At 60.5% G+C, this 14,586-nt stretch carries 11 protein-coding genes; 3 read left to right on the top strand and 8 right to left on the bottom strand.

Annotated elements, in window-relative coordinates:
- Positions 1-179: 179 nt before the first annotated feature.
- The 3 genes from ACIGHL_RS16980 to ACIGHL_RS16970 form a co-directional block, all read right to left on the bottom strand.
- Positions 180-1,712 carry a sensor domain-containing diguanylate cyclase gene (locus tag ACIGHL_RS16980; RefSeq protein WP_320415307.1) on the bottom strand — a complete coding sequence of 511 codons (1,533 nt, stop codon included), beginning with the start codon at positions 1,710-1,712 and terminating at the stop codon, positions 180-182.
- 326 nt (positions 1,713-2,038) lie between these two features.
- Positions 2,039-3,241, bottom strand: a complete 1,203-nt coding sequence (locus tag ACIGHL_RS16975; RefSeq protein WP_128120825.1) for an HDOD domain-containing protein — start codon at positions 3,239-3,241, stop codon at positions 2,039-2,041.
- A 348-nt stretch (positions 3,242-3,589) separates the two neighbouring features.
- A complete protein-coding gene (locus ACIGHL_RS16970) occupies positions 3,590-3,805 on the bottom strand; it encodes a hypothetical protein (protein ID WP_128120826.1) in 216 nt (71 codons plus the stop codon).
- Between the two features lie 191 nt (positions 3,806-3,996).
- Here ACIGHL_RS16970 and ACIGHL_RS16965 point away from each other — a divergent pair, with 191 nt between their 5' ends.
- A complete protein-coding gene (locus tag ACIGHL_RS16965) occupies positions 3,997-5,631 on the top strand; it encodes an AMP-binding protein (protein WP_446697667.1) in 1,635 nt (544 codons plus the stop codon).
- A gap of 206 nt (positions 5,632-5,837) precedes the next feature.
- On the top strand, positions 5,838-6,662 hold the full coding sequence (locus ACIGHL_RS16960; RefSeq protein WP_128120828.1) for an alpha/beta fold hydrolase: 825 nt from the start codon (positions 5,838-5,840) through the stop codon (positions 6,660-6,662).
- Here ACIGHL_RS16960 and ACIGHL_RS16955 read toward each other — a convergent pair.
- Positions 6,648-7,526: a DMT family transporter gene (locus tag ACIGHL_RS16955; protein ID WP_446697666.1), complete on the bottom strand. Its 879-nt coding sequence runs from the start codon at positions 7,524-7,526 to the stop codon at positions 6,648-6,650. The genes ACIGHL_RS16960 and ACIGHL_RS16955 overlap by 15 nt on opposite strands.
- 312 nt (positions 7,527-7,838) lie before the next feature.
- On the opposite strand from ACIGHL_RS16955, the gene ACIGHL_RS16950 reads away from it, so the two are divergent.
- Complete coding sequence (locus tag ACIGHL_RS16950; RefSeq protein WP_446697665.1) at positions 7,839-8,243, top strand: GFA family protein; 405 nt, start codon at positions 7,839-7,841, stop codon at positions 8,241-8,243.
- Between the two features lie 104 nt (positions 8,244-8,347).
- On the opposite strand, the gene ACIGHL_RS16945 is transcribed toward ACIGHL_RS16950, so the two are convergent.
- From ACIGHL_RS16945 to ACIGHL_RS16930, 4 genes are read right to left on the bottom strand one after another with little or no spacing between them, the layout of a single operon-like run.
- Complete coding sequence (locus ACIGHL_RS16945; RefSeq protein WP_045426752.1) at positions 8,348-8,704, bottom strand: copper-binding protein; 357 nt, start codon at positions 8,702-8,704, stop codon at positions 8,348-8,350.
- Positions 8,701-11,865 carry an efflux RND transporter permease subunit gene (locus ACIGHL_RS16940; protein ID WP_446697664.1) on the bottom strand — a complete coding sequence of 1,055 codons (3,165 nt, stop codon included), beginning with the start codon at positions 11,863-11,865 and terminating at the stop codon, positions 8,701-8,703. The genes ACIGHL_RS16945 and ACIGHL_RS16940 overlap by 4 nt, the downstream gene beginning before the upstream one ends.
- Positions 11,862-13,307, bottom strand: a complete 1,446-nt coding sequence (locus ACIGHL_RS16935; RefSeq protein ID WP_446697663.1) for an efflux RND transporter periplasmic adaptor subunit — start codon at positions 13,305-13,307, stop codon at positions 11,862-11,864. The genes ACIGHL_RS16940 and ACIGHL_RS16935 overlap by 4 nt, the downstream gene beginning before the upstream one ends.
- The gene (locus tag ACIGHL_RS16930) at positions 13,304-14,557 is read right to left on the bottom strand and encodes a TolC family protein (protein WP_446697662.1); all 1,254 of its coding nucleotides are present in this window, start codon (positions 14,555-14,557) and stop codon (positions 13,304-13,306) included. Before ACIGHL_RS16930 ends, ACIGHL_RS16935 begins: the two co-directional genes overlap by 4 nt.
- Positions 14,558-14,586 lie beyond the last annotated feature (29 nt).

Raw genomic sequence — 14,586 nt, 5'->3', positions numbered from 1 at the left:
GGCCGGGCTATCAACGCGTGCCGCTATTGCCATTGTCCGCTCCGCCCGTCTTCATGGCTGAGCCGGATGGCGATGCGGCAAAACGCAGCGAGAAGTGACACCAGCGATAACGAGCGCTTAGTGCTGCAACGGCAAATACGGACTGTTTGTTGATTCGAGAGTATTGCGCGGGGCCAGCGTTAGTTAATCTCTGCCGGTGCCCCATCAGATTGAGGGGAAGATCCTGCTGAAGACGCGAAGCAAACTCTGTTTCGACCAGTTTGCTTGGCGGTGTATAGCGCATCGTCAGCCCGGACAATCAAGCGACTGGAGTCATCGACTGCTGGTATGGCGGACGCAACCCCTGCGCTGACCGTGATTCGTACCGGGCCGCGGTCTGTTGGAATAACGGCATTCTCAACCGCCACCCGCAGCTTTTCAGCGACGAGCATGGCGCCTTCTGCGTCTGTATGAGGAAGAATCAAGCCGAACTCCTCTCCTCCGAGCCTGCCGAATACGTCATGCGTGCGGAGCACGGCGCTGCAGAGCGACGACAATTCTTTCAATACGACGTCGCCAATCGGGTGCCCGTACGTATCGTTCACCTGTTTGAAGAAATCGATGTCAAGCAACACCAGGCTGAGAGGTGCGTCGTGGCGCAGCGAACGGCCTAGTTCGCTTTCCAAGGTTTCAAGAAAATCACGCCGGCTTCGAGCCCCTGTCAGCAGATCGATGCTGATGATCTTCTGCAGCGAGTCATGTGCACGCTTTAGCGCCGCGGTGTTTTTTAGATGCCGCTGCGTAGCGAAGTAGAGAAACGAAGCGAAAGCGAGCAGCAAGATCGAAATTGCAGCGGCACAGAAAATCAGGAATTGACGTCGTTCACGAGACGCTGCCAAGTATTCAGCGGGTGAAAGCTGGACGATGACAACCAGGCCGGCTTCCTTCAGACGTCGATACGCGGTCAGGCGATCAAGATGGTCGATGGCGCTCGGTCCTCGATAGAAGCCTTTATCGGGTTTCGTGCTATCGAAATAGGGACGATCCCCAGGCACTACCATCCCGTCCAGGCGCGCATCAAGGTTAATCGAAGATGCCGCCGCGCGCGGCACCCGGTCCAGACCGACCAGAGCGATCAGCCCATGGCTCCCGATGTTGATCTGTTTGTAGAAATCGGTGAAGAACGTAACCGGGATCGAAAGAACGACCACCCCGGAAAATTTTCCGTCATTAATGACCGGTCTGGTTAATTGTATGGACCAGATTCCCGAGACGCGGCCGAGTATCGGTTTACTCACGAACAGCTGGTCTTGCCCAAGGTTGTCTCTGTGCACGCGAAAATGTTCGCGATCGCTCAGGTCGACTTTTTTGGCCAGCGAGTCCAGAGACGAGCCAACCAACCATCCCTCTGCATCTATCAGTGCGAGCTGGCCGACCAGAGTCTCGTACCGTGGAAGTTTTGTTTTGGCTATCGTCTGAAACGCGTCAGGGTCCTTTACCAGCTCCTCACGCACGTCCTGTATCAAGGCGTCGGCGTAACGGACGACACTGTGTACATGCTCTTCGAACGCTATCGCCAGATTCATCGCGTCATTGCGCGCGGCTTGTTCTACCAGCTCACTTTCATGTTTTAGCCAAGCGTTAAGGATGGCCCACATAGGAACCAGCGTCGCCAATAGCGCAGCGATAACCACGAGCCCGGCCTGAGCCTCGGTAGAGCGACGTCGGAACAATTTCAATCTCCAGAGCGGCGTCTAGTACCGTTAGGCAAGTACGCGTCCACCAAGCCAGCGAAATACCTGTAGGGCTATCGAATGACAGCGCTATAGAGCCGTAGAGTCAAAATGCTATCACTCTTAATCAAACCGTCAAAAAAAATTTCCTAGAGATGTTACCGCATGGCTAGCGGAAGGAGGACAGACGGATTCTTGGACCTAGGCATCCAGGCACGTCGGCCTCACGCTGGCCGGAACGCCGTAGCCTTTTTCCAGGCTCATTCACCACGTGTCGAGCTGCACACGCTCTGGACTGGTAGTGGCGATGGATCAGACTTTCGTCCTCAGGCTCGTTCGCGCGGCGCCCGCTCAAGAATCGCCTCATCGAGTCGAAGCAGTCGAACAGCTCGATCCTGCAACAGAGCGTCAATGGGGCTGGAAGGTGGTAAGCGCAGCAAGGATCCGGTCACGTTGAGCACCAGCGCTTCACGGGTGAAAACCTCCGCGCCCAGGGAATAGAACGCGGCGATAAGCTGGCGTAACCCCAACGGTAATCTCCACTGCGCTCGAAGGGCTGATCCAAAGCTGGCGGAGCGTTCGCGCAAAGCGCAGTGAATTTCGTCCTCCGTCAGTTCACCACCGCTATCCAGCCACTCCTGCAAGCTCCTGAGCAGAGCAAGCTCGCCGATGTTGTGCAGCAGCCCGGCCGTGTAGGAGAGCTCCGTGTCGAGCTTGAGTCTGCTTGCAAGCCAATGAGCAAGCTCGGCGGCGCGCTGGGCATACTCGGCGCTGGAAGCTGCCTGATGCTTTAAGCGGGGATCCGACAAGGTGGCATTGTTCTGCACCGCGAGCTGCAAGGTTAGATTCAGTGCTCGCTTTACACCAAGGCGCGGCAAAGCCTGGCCAAGCGTCTTGCACACAGCGCCGTTGTGCTGCCCAGCACTGTTGGCGATGGATACCAGGCGCGCCGTGATCTGAGGATCTGACGATAGCTTCGATTCCAGCACCGCGAGGTCCCAGTCTTCCGTCTGCATGCAGGCCGCGACGGCAACCTGCACCGGTTCCAAAACCGGCGCACCCGCGTTGTTGGAGCGCATTCTGTCTAGAAAGTCGCTTAGCGTCCCCGTTGCGCTGGCAGCCTGTGTGCTTACTGTGCGAGGACCGGGCAAAAGCGAGTTCAGGCGAATCCGCAAGTCGGCCAGGCTGTAAGGCTTCTTTAAATAGGCCTTCGGTGCCAACGGACGCACGGCACGCACGCTGGTCCCGTCCACCCGATCACTGATGACGATGGCGGGCAACAGCCGCGTCGCTTGGTGATTGCGCAGCTCGTGCAATAGATTCCGAGCATCCAATTGCGCCAACTCACCGTCAGCTATCAAGAAGCTCGGCGGTTGCTTTCGGCAGACCCTGAGTGCCGCCTGGCCATCATTAACCTGAACAGTCCGGATTCCTGGACGAAGTGCTGCGACCAGGCGGGCAAGCTCGTCAGCGCGCCATGGCTCGTTATAGGCAATCAATACATAGGACAGGTTCACTGAGACGCTCACGCTACCGCTCCGTTAACAATGACCAGTCGGCACGCAGAAGCGCGGGCCGAGCGGCCGGTGGCGGGCGTAGCTTTTTTGCAATACTGCTCGAGACATACGCTCAGCGTCGCAACGCCGCCACCTACGACGCCAGCATAAAGCCATGCATCACAATGTAATTGACGGGGGGCAACACCGACCAATATCGCCGGTTTTTAGGAGGCGCGAGTGATAGGCCAACACGCCTCGCCGAGGACAGCAGCCCGGCCCAAGATAGCGATACCTGCGAGCAAACGGCGCCCAGGCTCGGAACACGATCTCATGATCGCGGCTGCTCTCCCTCGGCCAGGCAATGAACCTTTTATAGCGTCAGGGCAACGGGTTCCCTAACCCCGGCTCGTTCGGGTCGATATCGGGCGTGCTTTTCGGCGGGCCTGAGGGCCGGGTGCCCTTGTCATGTCCAGAACCGGGTTGGACATCTGGATTATCGGTAATGAAATCAGGCTCAGGAGAATGGCTGGGGTTCTGGTCCTGGCCCGGCACCGGTTGCTGATCGTGGGGTCTGTCAAGCGGATCGATACTCATGGAACACCTCCCGTTAACCATATGTGGTTCCAAGATTCGATGCAGTTGCGGGTGATTGGTGCCAGCCGCAGGTCGTGCCGCAGAGTTTGTCCAAACCGCTCATCCACCTTGGTGGCATTTGCCATTGTTGCGGGCACCACGCAGCGCCAATATCCGGACAACCCAATAACAACAAGATCCAGGAGCCAGCCATGCGCGACCATGCCACTGCGGCCAGCGAATTCGACTTTCAGCAGACGGTCTCGGCCATCCTCAGCGGTGATCTCTCCGCCCTGAATGCCTGCGTCGAGTGTTGTGACCGTCACGCCGACTCGGACAAGGTCGCGCTTATCTGGGAAGGCCGCGACGGCCAGCGAGCCACCTGGACCTTCGCACGGCTCAAGGAAGCCGCGGCACGCTTCGCCAATCTGTTGGACAGTTATGGCATCAAGCCGGGCGATACCGTTGCCGGCCTGTTGCCACGCACCCCCGAATTGCTAATTACGATCCTCGGCACATGGCGCGCTGGCGCTATCTATCAGCCGCTGTTCACCGCCTTTGGCCCCAAGGCGGTTGAGCATCGAGTCAAGGAATCCGGCGCCAAGCTGGTCGTCACCGATGCCGCCAACTGCGAGAAACTGGACGCCATTGAAAGCGCCCCGCGCCGCTTGGTCGTAGGCGATGGCGCCGACGACTTCTGGACGCAGGTCAATCGGCAATCGAGCGCATTCGCGCCGGTGCTGCTGGCGGGTGACGCCCCCTTCCTCGCCATGTTCACCTCCGGCACCACCGGGCCGGCAAAGCAGCTGCATGTGCCGCTCAAGGCCATCGTCGCGTTCGTCACCTACATGCGCGATGCAGTCGATCTGCGACCCGAGGACAATTTCTGGAACATCGCTGATCCTGGCTGGGCGTACGGCCTGTATTACGCCGTCACCGGGCCGCTCGCCATGGGCCATTCGACCTTGTTTTACGAAGGCGGCTTCACCGTCGACAGCACCTGCCGCGTCGTCAATGAATACAAGATCACCAACATGGCCGGCTCACCCACCGCGTTCCGCCTGCTGTTGGCGGCCAAGGACGAGGTCGAAGGCAAGATCAAGGGTCGCCTGCGCGCCGTGAGCAGCGCAGGCGAACCGCTCACCCCCGAAGTGATCCGCTGGTTCAGCAGCGGCCTTGGCTGCACGATCCACGACCATTACGGACAGACCGAACTCGGCATGGTCCTGTGCAACCACCATGCGCTGAGCCATACCGTGCGCATCGGCACGGCGGGCTACGCGATGCCCGGACACCGCGTCGTGGTCATCGATGATCAACAACGCGAGCTGGAGCCCGGCAAACCGGGAATGCTCGCGCTGGACCGCAACCAGTCTCCCCTGCTCTGGTTCAACGGTTATGCGGGCACCCGCACCAAAGCCTTCGTTGGGCATTACTACCTGAGCGGTGACACCGTCGAGCTCAATGACGACGGCAGCATCAGCTTCGTTGGCCGCGCCGATGACGTGATCACCACATCCGGCTACCGGGTCGGCCCTTTCGATGTGGAAAGCGCCCTGGTAGAACACCCGGCCGTGATCGAAGCGGCGGTGATCGGCAAGCCCGATCCGGAGCGCACCGAACTGGTGAAGGCCTTCGTTGTGCTGCATGCGAGCCACGATGCCGACCAAGCATTGGCCGACGAACTGCAACAACACGTGCGGCAGCGCCTTTCCGCCCACGCCTACCCGCGCGAAATCGAGTTCGTCAGCGAACTTCCGAAGACCCCGAGCGGAAAAATTCAGCGATTCCTGCTGCGCGACCGGGAAAAGACAGCGCAGCAACCCACGACAGCAGCAGCGAGCTGAACCCAGAAGGCCGGCACCTTACAACCTGGCGGCGTCAGGCTGCCGCCAGTCAATGCTATCGGCGTGGCGTAAGCCTTCGGCGGCCCAGCGTGGCCGCTTCTTTTTGGCAGCCGCCCCATGACGGCTGGCAAAACTCGCGCCGATACCGGGCCATACAGCTGTCGCGCCGAGGGATACAAACCTGAGCCGGCGATACAAGGATTCTCATGACCATTTCGACCGAAGACCGCGTTCTGCCCACCGAGCACGGCGACGTATTCACGCGGCGCTGGCGCATCCGTCATTCGCGTAGAACGCCCATCGTTCTGATGCACGATTCCCTCGGCTGCGTCGAGCTGTGGCGCGACTTTCCCGAGCGCCTTGCTGTGGCCACCGAGCGCGACGTCATTGCCTACGACCGGCTCGGCTTTGGTCGCTCCGCAGCGCATCCGGGTGGCTGGTCGAACAGCTTCATTCGCGACGAAGCCGAGCGGTACTTTCCGCCAGTGCGGCACGCGCTGGATATCGAGCATTTCATCGCGCTCGGCCACAGCGTAGGCGGCATCATGGCCGCGAGCCTCGCTGCCCATCACCCTGGCAATTGCCGCGCGCTAATCACCATCGCCGCCCTGGCCTTTGTCGAAGATCGAACCTTGCAAGGCATCCGCGCCACTCAAGCAGCATTTGCCGAACCGGGCCAGGTCGAACGCCTACGCAAATACCACGGCGCAAAGGCCGAGTGGATTCTCTGGGCCTGGATCGACACCTGGCTTTCGGACAGTTATGCCAACTGGACAATCGAAGAAAGCGCCCCGGGCTTCGCCTGCCCACTACTGGCCATTCATGGGCGGGACGACGAATACGGCTCGCTGGATCATCTTCACCGTGTCGCTGCGCTGGGGAGCGGCGGCGTGCAAAAACTTCCGCTCGACGGCTGCCAGCACGTTCCCCATCGTGAGCGGCCCGAGACAGTGCTCGACACGGTTGCCTGCTTTCTCCAAGAGCAAGGGGAAGGACGGATGCAATCAATCAACCGTTTATCGCGCGCTTGAATAGAAGGCCAGTGCGGTAGCCGTGATCAGGATCAGCGCCATACCCACGATTTGAAGGCCGGCCAGGCTTTCGTTGAGAACTGCGACGCCGAACAGCGTCGCACTCACCGGCTCAACCATTGCCACCACCGAAGCGACAGATGGCGCGGTATGGTTCAGGCCGATGATATACAGCGTGAAGGACAACCCCGCGCCAAGCACGCCCAGTAGCATGAACAGCGGCCAGCTCGGCGAACGGAAAACAGCCATGACCTGGTTGGCCTCGACAAGCCAGATAAACACCGTGACAAGCGCGGCGAAAGCGATGACAAGAATCGCCTGTGGGGTGCCGTGCGGCGCCGCATATTTGAAGCCGAAAATGAATACCGCGTAGGACAGCCCTGCAAGCAGTCCGGCGCCCGCGCCGATCAACGTGACGCCACCCGCGCCATTCTCGTAGACGCCGGTCAGCAGCACGATGCCAAGCATCACCATCCCGATCGCGACCCACTTCAGTGGAGTCGATCGTTCCAGTTTGCGAACGAATGACACCAGGTAAACGAACACTGGCGCGCAATACATCAGCGTCGCTGCAACGGCTACGCTGCTTTGCCTGATGCTTAGGAAATAGAAAGCGAAGTTGCCGGCTACACCGAGCCCTGCGATCACCGACCAGAACCAGAGCTTGCGGTTTGCCAATCCGCTGGCACTTGGTCGCAACGCCAGCCAGAGGAGAACAAACAACAACCCGATGGCGCCTCGAAAGAACGAAACGACGAACGCATCCCAGCCATCGCTCAAGAGAACACCGGCGATCCCGCCCGATATTCCCCAGCAAAGCGCCGCCATCGCCACAAGCACCGTGCCCTTACGCGCCATTGCCATAGCCTCGTCCGGAGTGGCGACTGCCCTGTCACTTCGATTAACCCTGTCCTCTGTTCGATACTCGCAAGCCAAGGCCGTTCGTATGCCCAACGCAGCCAGACCGTCCGGTAATGCATCGAAGTCGCCTGATCAGTACGGCTTTCGGCAACCAGCAGAAGCAGGTCGTCTGCCTGCGGCAGCCGACGGAGACCTGCGTCCGTAAGGGAAAACACGGTCCCAACCGATTAAGCGACCTTTAGTACGTCGGTCATCTTTTTTTCAGCTATGACTGACGGGACAGGTTCGATCCGACCATTGACCAGAGGAAGCCAGATGGAGCGATTCACCGGTGGTTGCCTGTGCGGCAACTTGCGGATTGTGGCGACGGGCCGCCCGAAGCGCGTTGGCCTATGCCATTGCCTCGACTGCCGAAAGCATCACGGTGCCCTCTTCTACGCCGCCGCGGTGTTTGCGCAGGATGCCGTGACAATCACTGGCGAAGCGCAGGACTATGCCGGGCGACATTTCTGCCCCCGCTGTGGCTCGTCCGTTTTCGCACGCACAGCAGACGAAATCGAAGTGCATCTGGGTTCCCTCGACGCGCCTGATCAACTGATGCCCAGTTACGAAAGTTGGACGGTACGCCGCGAGGCCTGGTTGCCGTTGTTTCCGCTCACGCGGCACGAACGGGACCGTGATACCAGCGCTGACGACCCGCCCCCCGAGTTGCAGACCTAAAGAGACCCTTCGGCCATCCGGATCGCTCGCCGCAGCGCGGGGGATCTTCGAAGCCAAGGCACCGCGCGGTGCAACCACGGTGCCGAGGGGTGTGACCCAGCCTGTTACTGTTTGTCGATTCGCGTGACGACGGCGTTCATCCCTTTCGAAACAAAGTCGAACTCAACCTGGTCACCCTGCTGCAAGGTCCGGAGTTGATCCGGCGTTGCCTTGAAGCCCATGGTCATGGATGGCCAGCCGAGAGCTTCCACCGGGCCGTGAGCGATGATGACCGAGCCCTTTTCCAGGTTCACTTTCTTGACCGTGCCGGTGGCTGTAGCGGCCTGTCCGGCCGCCTGCTGGTCCGTTTGCATGTTCATGCCTTTGTGATCCATCGGCATGCCGTCCATGGGTTGCTTGTCGGCGGCATAGGCAGCAGGTATCAGGAAGAATGTCGCAAGGCAGATGTGCTTGATGTTCATGAGTGTGCTCCTGCGGAGTTGATAGAGTGGTGTGGGATGGTCGGCAATTGACGGCGGCGCATCAGCAAGTACGCCGCCGGCAGCACGAACAGGGAAAGCAAGGGCGCGGTAATCATCCCGCCGACCATGGGCGCGGCGATGCGGCTCATGATTTCGCTGCCGGTTCCGCCCCCCAAAAGGATGGGCAACAGACCGGCGATGATGACCGCCACTGTCATGGCCTTGGGGCGCACGCGCTGTACGGCGCCCTCGCGGATCGCGTCGAGCAGGTCGGCTTCATCTCGCGCACCGGCGTTGAGGCGGTCTCGCCAGGCGTTCGTCAGGTAAAGCAACATGATGACGCCGAACTCAGCGGAAACCCCGGCGAGCGCGATGAAGCCAATACCGGTCGCGACGGACAGGTTGTAGCCCAGTAGATACAGAAACCAGACACCTCCGGTCAGGGCGAATGGCAGCGTGGCCATGATCAACAGCGCCTCGCCGAAGCGGGAAAACGTGAGGTAGAGCAGAACAAAGATGATCAGCAAGGTGGCCGGCACCACCAGTTTCAACTTGGCGTTGGCGCGCTCCATGAACTCGAATTGACCGGAATAGCTGATGCTCATGCCGGACTCGAGCTGAACACTTTCGCTGACCCTTTGCCTCAGATCGCTCACCACAGCAGCCATGTCACGGCCACGAACATCGACGTAAACCCAACCCGACAGCCTGGCGTTCTCGCTTTTAAGCATCGGTGGGCCGTCGGTCACCTTGACCTCGGCAACCGTGCCCAGGGTGATCTGGCTGCCCTGCGGCGTGTAGATAGGCAGGTCGCGCAGATCCGTCAGCGAGTCGCGCCACTCTCGACCGTAGCGAAGGTTGATCGGATACCGCGCAAGCCCTTCGACAGTCTCTCCGATGGTCTGGCCTCCGACGGCACCGGCCACGATCGATTGCACATCCGCTATGTTCAAACCGTAACGTGCCGCCGCGACACGATCGATGTCCACATCGATATAGCGCCCGCCGGTCAGTCGCTCGGCCAACGCCGAGCTGACACCGGGCACGGTTTTGGCGATTTTCTCGATGGCCAAGGTGGCGTTATCGATCTGAGCCAACTCGGTGCCATACACCTTCACCCCGATCGGGCTCTTGATACCGGTCGCCAGCATGTCGATGCGGTTTCGAATGGGCGGGATCCAGAGGTTGGCCAACCCCGGCACTTGCACCGTGCGGTCCAGCTCCTCCACCAGTTTTTCGGACGTCATTCCTTCGCGCCACTGATCCTTCGGCTTGAACTGAATGGTCGTTTCGAACATTTCCAGCGGCGCAGGATCGGTTGCGGTGTCGGCTCGCCCCGCCTTGCCGAACACGCGGGCAACCTCTGGAACCGTTTTGATCAGCCGGTCGGTCTGCTGTAACAGCTCGGACGCCTTTTGCGCCGAGAGGCCCGGGAGTGCAGTGGGCATATAGAGCAGGTCACCTTCGTCCAACGGTGGCAAGAACTCACCACCGAGTCGAGTGGCAGGCCACAAGCCCGTTAAAAAGACCAGAACCGCCACCAGCAACGTTGTCTTGGGCCAACGCAGCACCGCGTCCAAGGCAGGCTTGTAGATCCAGATGAGGCCTCGGTTGAGGGGGTTGCGGTGTTCATCCGGGATTCTGCCCCGTATCCAGTACCCCATGAGCACCGGAACCAGCGTGACGGACAACCCGGCAGCGGCCGCCATTGCGTAGGTTTTGGTGAAGGCCAGCGGACCGAACAGCCGACCCTCCTGCGCCTCAAGGGTGAACACTGGAATGAACGACAGGGTGATGATCAGGAGGCTGAAGAACAGGGCCGGTCCGACCTCGACGGCCGCCTCGGTGATGACCTTCCAGTGCTCCTGGCCTTTAAGGGTGGAATCTGGGTAGCGCTTGTGCCACGCCTCGATGTGCTTGTGAGCGTTTTCGATCATGACGATGGCTGCGTCGACCATCGCTCCGATGGCAATGGCGATGCCGCCCAGGGACATGATGTTGGCGTTGATACCCTGCCGCTGCATGATCACGAACGCGATCAGGATGCCGATTGGCAACGAAACGATTGCCACCAAAGACGAGCGCAAATGCCAGAGAAACAGCGCGCAAACCAATGCAACAACGATGAACTCCTCGATGAGCTTGTGGGTGAGGTTTTCAACAGCGCTGTCGATCAGTTTGCTGCGGTCGTAGGTCGTGACGATTTCAACACCCGGAGGCAAGCTCGCTTTGAGTTCGTCGAGCTTGGTCTGGACCGCGGCGATGGTTTCCCGCGCGTTTTTGCCGCTGCGCAGAATGACCACTCCACCGACCACTTCCCCCTCGCCATCAAGCTCGGCAATGCCGCGGCGCATCTCTGGGCCGAGCTGAACGTGCGCAACGTCTCCGAGGGTTACCGGCACGCCACCATCGAGACGCAGCGGAATGGCTCGAAAATCTCTCAATGTCTGCAAATAGCCGGTCGCACGAACCATGAACTCGGTTTCTGCCAGTTCCAGAACACTCCCGCCGGTTTCACGGTTCGCCTCGTCGATGGCCGTTGCGATCTGCTGCTGTGTCACGCCCCGGCTGGCCATGCGTACCGGGTCGAGTACCACCTGGTACTGCTTGACCATCCCGCCGATGGGTGCGACTTCCGCCACGTTGGGCAGTGTCTTGAGTTCATAGCGCAGGAACCAGTCCTGCAGAGAGCGCAGCTGCGAGAGGTCATGCCTGCCCGTGCGGTCCACCAGCACATATTGGTAGATCCAGCCGACACCCGTGGCATCTGGGCCTAAGGCGGGCTTGGCCGCGGCGGGCAGCCGGCTTTGTACCTGACTCAGGTATTCCAGTACCCGCGAGCGGGCCCAGTAGAGGTCCGTGCCGTCCTCGAACAGGACGTACACGTAGCTGTCTCCGAAAAACGAGTAGCCGCGCACCGTCTTCGCGCCTGGCACCGACAACATCGTTGTGGTCAGTGGATAGGTGACCTGGTTTTCGACGATCTGAGGCGCCTGGCCCGGGTATGGGGTGCGGATGATGACCTGGACATCGGAAAGGTCAGGCAAGGCATCGACCGCTGTGTTCTTGACCGACCAGACGCCCCAGGCCACCGCGAAAACAGTGGCCAGCAGAACCAGAAATCGGTTGGCGACTGACCAGCGAATCATGGCTGCGATCATGGCTGGCCCCCGAGCTTCACGATGCGCTCGATGATCAGGCCCTCGTCAGTTTCACGCACGCCAACGCGGACACGGTCACCCGACTGCAAGCCTGAGGTAAGCGATGGATCGGCAACCGGAAAGGCCATGGTCATCCCAGGCATGTTCAAGGTCTTGAACGGCCCATGCGACAGGCCAACCATGCCGTCTTCCAGCCCCACAATCGTGCCCTCAGCCTCATGCAAAGCGGATTCGAAGGAAGACCTCGGCTGTTCCAGGCTTTGCGCGGTCAGTCCGCGCAGACTCGCCTCGGAATCAAGCAGGAACTGGCCGGATGCGACTACCTTCTGACCTGCTTCGAGCCCTTCAAGTATTTCGGTTCTGTCATCGAATTCCCGACCGATACGCACCTCGACGGGACGGTAACGGCCTTCATCCTCCGCCAGCATGACCAATGCCCGGCGACCGGTCCGAATGACCGCCTCGGAAGGAATGACCAAAGCCTGCTCGACGTCGCGATTCAAGGTCACCTGCGCCGTCATGCCGGGGCGTAGTCGCTGTTGTGGGTTAGGTAGCTCGACCCGGACACGCACCGTACGGCTATCCAGGTTGGCTTGAGGCAGCACGGCCTGAATCGTCCCTTCCAAGGATTCACCGGCAAAGGCCGGCAAGCGCGCGGTTACCTTTTGCCCTTGTGCCAGATGACCGACCTGGGCCTCAGGCACCGCCACCTCCAGCCAAACGGTGTTCAGTCCATTGATGCGTGCAAGTGATGCGCCGGCAGGTACTGTCATGCCCTCGCGAACATCGAGACTGCTCAACACGCCAGCAATCGGGCTGGTTACGGTCCAGACCGCACGTGTCTTGCCGCTCCGTTGCAGTTGCGCAATGACGTCTGCCGGCATACCGGCGAGGCGTAACCGTTGCCGCGCCGCGGCCAACAGCTGGGGTTCACCAACGTCTCGGAGCGCCAGATACTCTTCCTGTGCCGCGGCCCATTCCGGTATGAGCAGATCGGCCAGCGGCGCCCCCTTGTCGATCACATCCTCAGGTGCCCGATCGTAAACGCGCTCGACGAAGCCTCCAGCGCGCGCCTGCACCACCGCCACGTCGCGCTCGTCAAACAACAATGCTCCGGTGGCTTCAAGCGACTGACTGATCGACTCACGCACAGCCGTCGCCAGACGGATGCCGAGGTTCTGCGTGACGCTCGGGTCGATCTTCATCGATGCCCCGTCGCTGCCTTCATCGGCATAACGCGGGACGAGCTCCATATCCATGAAGGGTGACTTGCCCGGTTTGTCGAATTTCTGCTGCGGGACCATCGGGTCGTACCAATAGAGCACTGCCCTGCCCTCATCATCACCTGCTTGTGCCAAGGCTGCGGTGGGCATCACGGCTGCTGCGGTCGCACCAATCATTACGCTGAGTACGAGCGCCAGCTGTTGTGTGTGGAAACTCATGGTTGGGTATCTCCAAAGGCGAAATGCAGGCGGGCGTTGCTCAGCGAAAGGTCACGAGACGTGTCGATGCGACGCAGACGGGTTTCGACGAGCTGGCGGCGCGCATCGATCACAGCGATCAATTCGCCTTTCCCAGCGCGGTAATCGGCCATGGCCAGGTCAACCTTCTGTTCTGCGAGCGGCAGTAGGGTTTGTTCGAGGCGCGTCAGTACCCGAGACAAGCGTTGATACTCAGCCAGGTTGGCGGTCAGCTCCTGGTCATGCATACGTAACGTGGCCTGGCGCTGAGCCTCGATCTGCGCGAGCCGTGCCCGCTCGGCAGCGATCTTCGGGTCCTGTCGCGAGCCGGTGAACATCGGCAGGTCGAAGCTGACGCTGAGGTTCACCATGTCGCCGTACTCCCGCCCCCGACGCAGGTAGTCGACGCCCCAACTCCAGTCCGGTGTTTTTTCGGCGATGGCCTGGCTGACGTTTGCCTCGGCCTCGCGTGTCATCGGACCGAATGCCAGCAGTGCCGGGTGGCGGTCGAGGTTGTGCTGGTAGTGAACAGCGTCGGCGGGCCATTGCGGCCAGACGCCTGTCAGCGGCTGGTCAGCCGGCTCGCCTATCCAGCGGCGTAACTCGGCCCGTGCAACCGCCTGGTTGCGTACCAGCTCATCTTCCTGTTCTGCCAGCAAGGCGGCTTCCTGCTTGGGAAGCACGCTGTCGGCGGTCTGGCCGCGCCCGCCAGCAATACGCGCCTGAACAGCCTGGGAAAACAGCTTGTTTTCGCCGTAAAACTGTTGGAAAAGACTCAGCTTCTGCTCGACCGCGAAGCTAGCGACCCAGGCCTCGGCGGTCGCTTGACGAACACTGAGGCGTTCGATGGACTGCTGCACGCCTGCAAGCGCGACACCTGCCTGCGCAGCCTCGATCCGAGCGCGCCGTTTCGCCCGATTCGGTACCTCTTGCATGACGCCGACCATTTGCATGGTCATGGCCTCTTCATCGAGCCGCCAGCGTGTGTCGCCTTCGATGGGTACGTTTTGCAGCCCAAGCCTGAGCTTCGGATCGGGGAGCTCGCCTGCCGGAATCGCAGCGCTACGAGCAGCGTGGAGGTTGGCAGTTTGCGCGGCTAACGAAGGTGCCTGCTGCTCGGCCAGGCTCAAGGCCTGTTCCAACGTGAGAGCTGACACGAGCCCGGGAAACGAGAGCGCGCCCATGATCAAGGCGGCCACCTGATGGGGCGCCCAGCGAATAAGGGGTTTCATTTAAAGGATTCCTGATCTTCCATGCGGGC

It is taken from the genome of Pseudomonas sp. NPDC077451 (assembly GCF_044543345.1).
In the GTDB taxonomy this organism is placed as follows: domain Bacteria; phylum Pseudomonadota; class Gammaproteobacteria; order Pseudomonadales; family Pseudomonadaceae; genus Stutzerimonas.
The sequence above is the reverse complement of the archived record's forward strand: the minus strand, read 5'-3'. Positions and strand labels throughout refer to the sequence as shown.

Excerpts from the sequence above, each read along its gene's own strand:
- ACIGHL_RS16970 (WP_128120826.1), bottom strand. The coding sequence starts at position 3,805 with ATGAGTATCGATCCGCTTGACAGACCCCACGATCAGCAACCGGTGCCG.
- ACIGHL_RS16965 (WP_446697667.1), top strand. The coding sequence starts at position 3,997 with ATGCGCGACCATGCCACTGCGGCCAGCGAATTCGACTTTCAGCAGACG.
- ACIGHL_RS16960 (WP_128120828.1), top strand. The coding sequence starts at position 5,838 with ATGACCATTTCGACCGAAGACCGCGTTCTGCCCACCGAGCACGGCGAC.
- ACIGHL_RS16955 (WP_446697666.1), bottom strand. The coding sequence starts at position 7,526 with ATGGCAATGGCGCGTAAGGGCACGGTGCTTGTGGCGATGGCGGCGCTT.
- ACIGHL_RS16950 (WP_446697665.1), top strand. The coding sequence starts at position 7,839 with ATGGAGCGATTCACCGGTGGTTGCCTGTGCGGCAACTTGCGGATTGTG.
- ACIGHL_RS16945 (WP_045426752.1), bottom strand. The coding sequence starts at position 8,704 with ATGAACATCAAGCACATCTGCCTTGCGACATTCTTCCTGATACCTGCT.
- ACIGHL_RS16940 (WP_446697664.1), bottom strand. The coding sequence starts at position 11,865 with ATGATCGCAGCCATGATTCGCTGGTCAGTCGCCAACCGATTTCTGGTT.
- ACIGHL_RS16935 (WP_446697663.1), bottom strand. The coding sequence starts at position 13,307 with ATGAGTTTCCACACACAACAGCTGGCGCTCGTACTCAGCGTAATGATT.
- ACIGHL_RS16930 (WP_446697662.1), bottom strand. The coding sequence starts at position 14,557 with ATGAAACCCCTTATTCGCTGGGCGCCCCATCAGGTGGCCGCCTTGATC.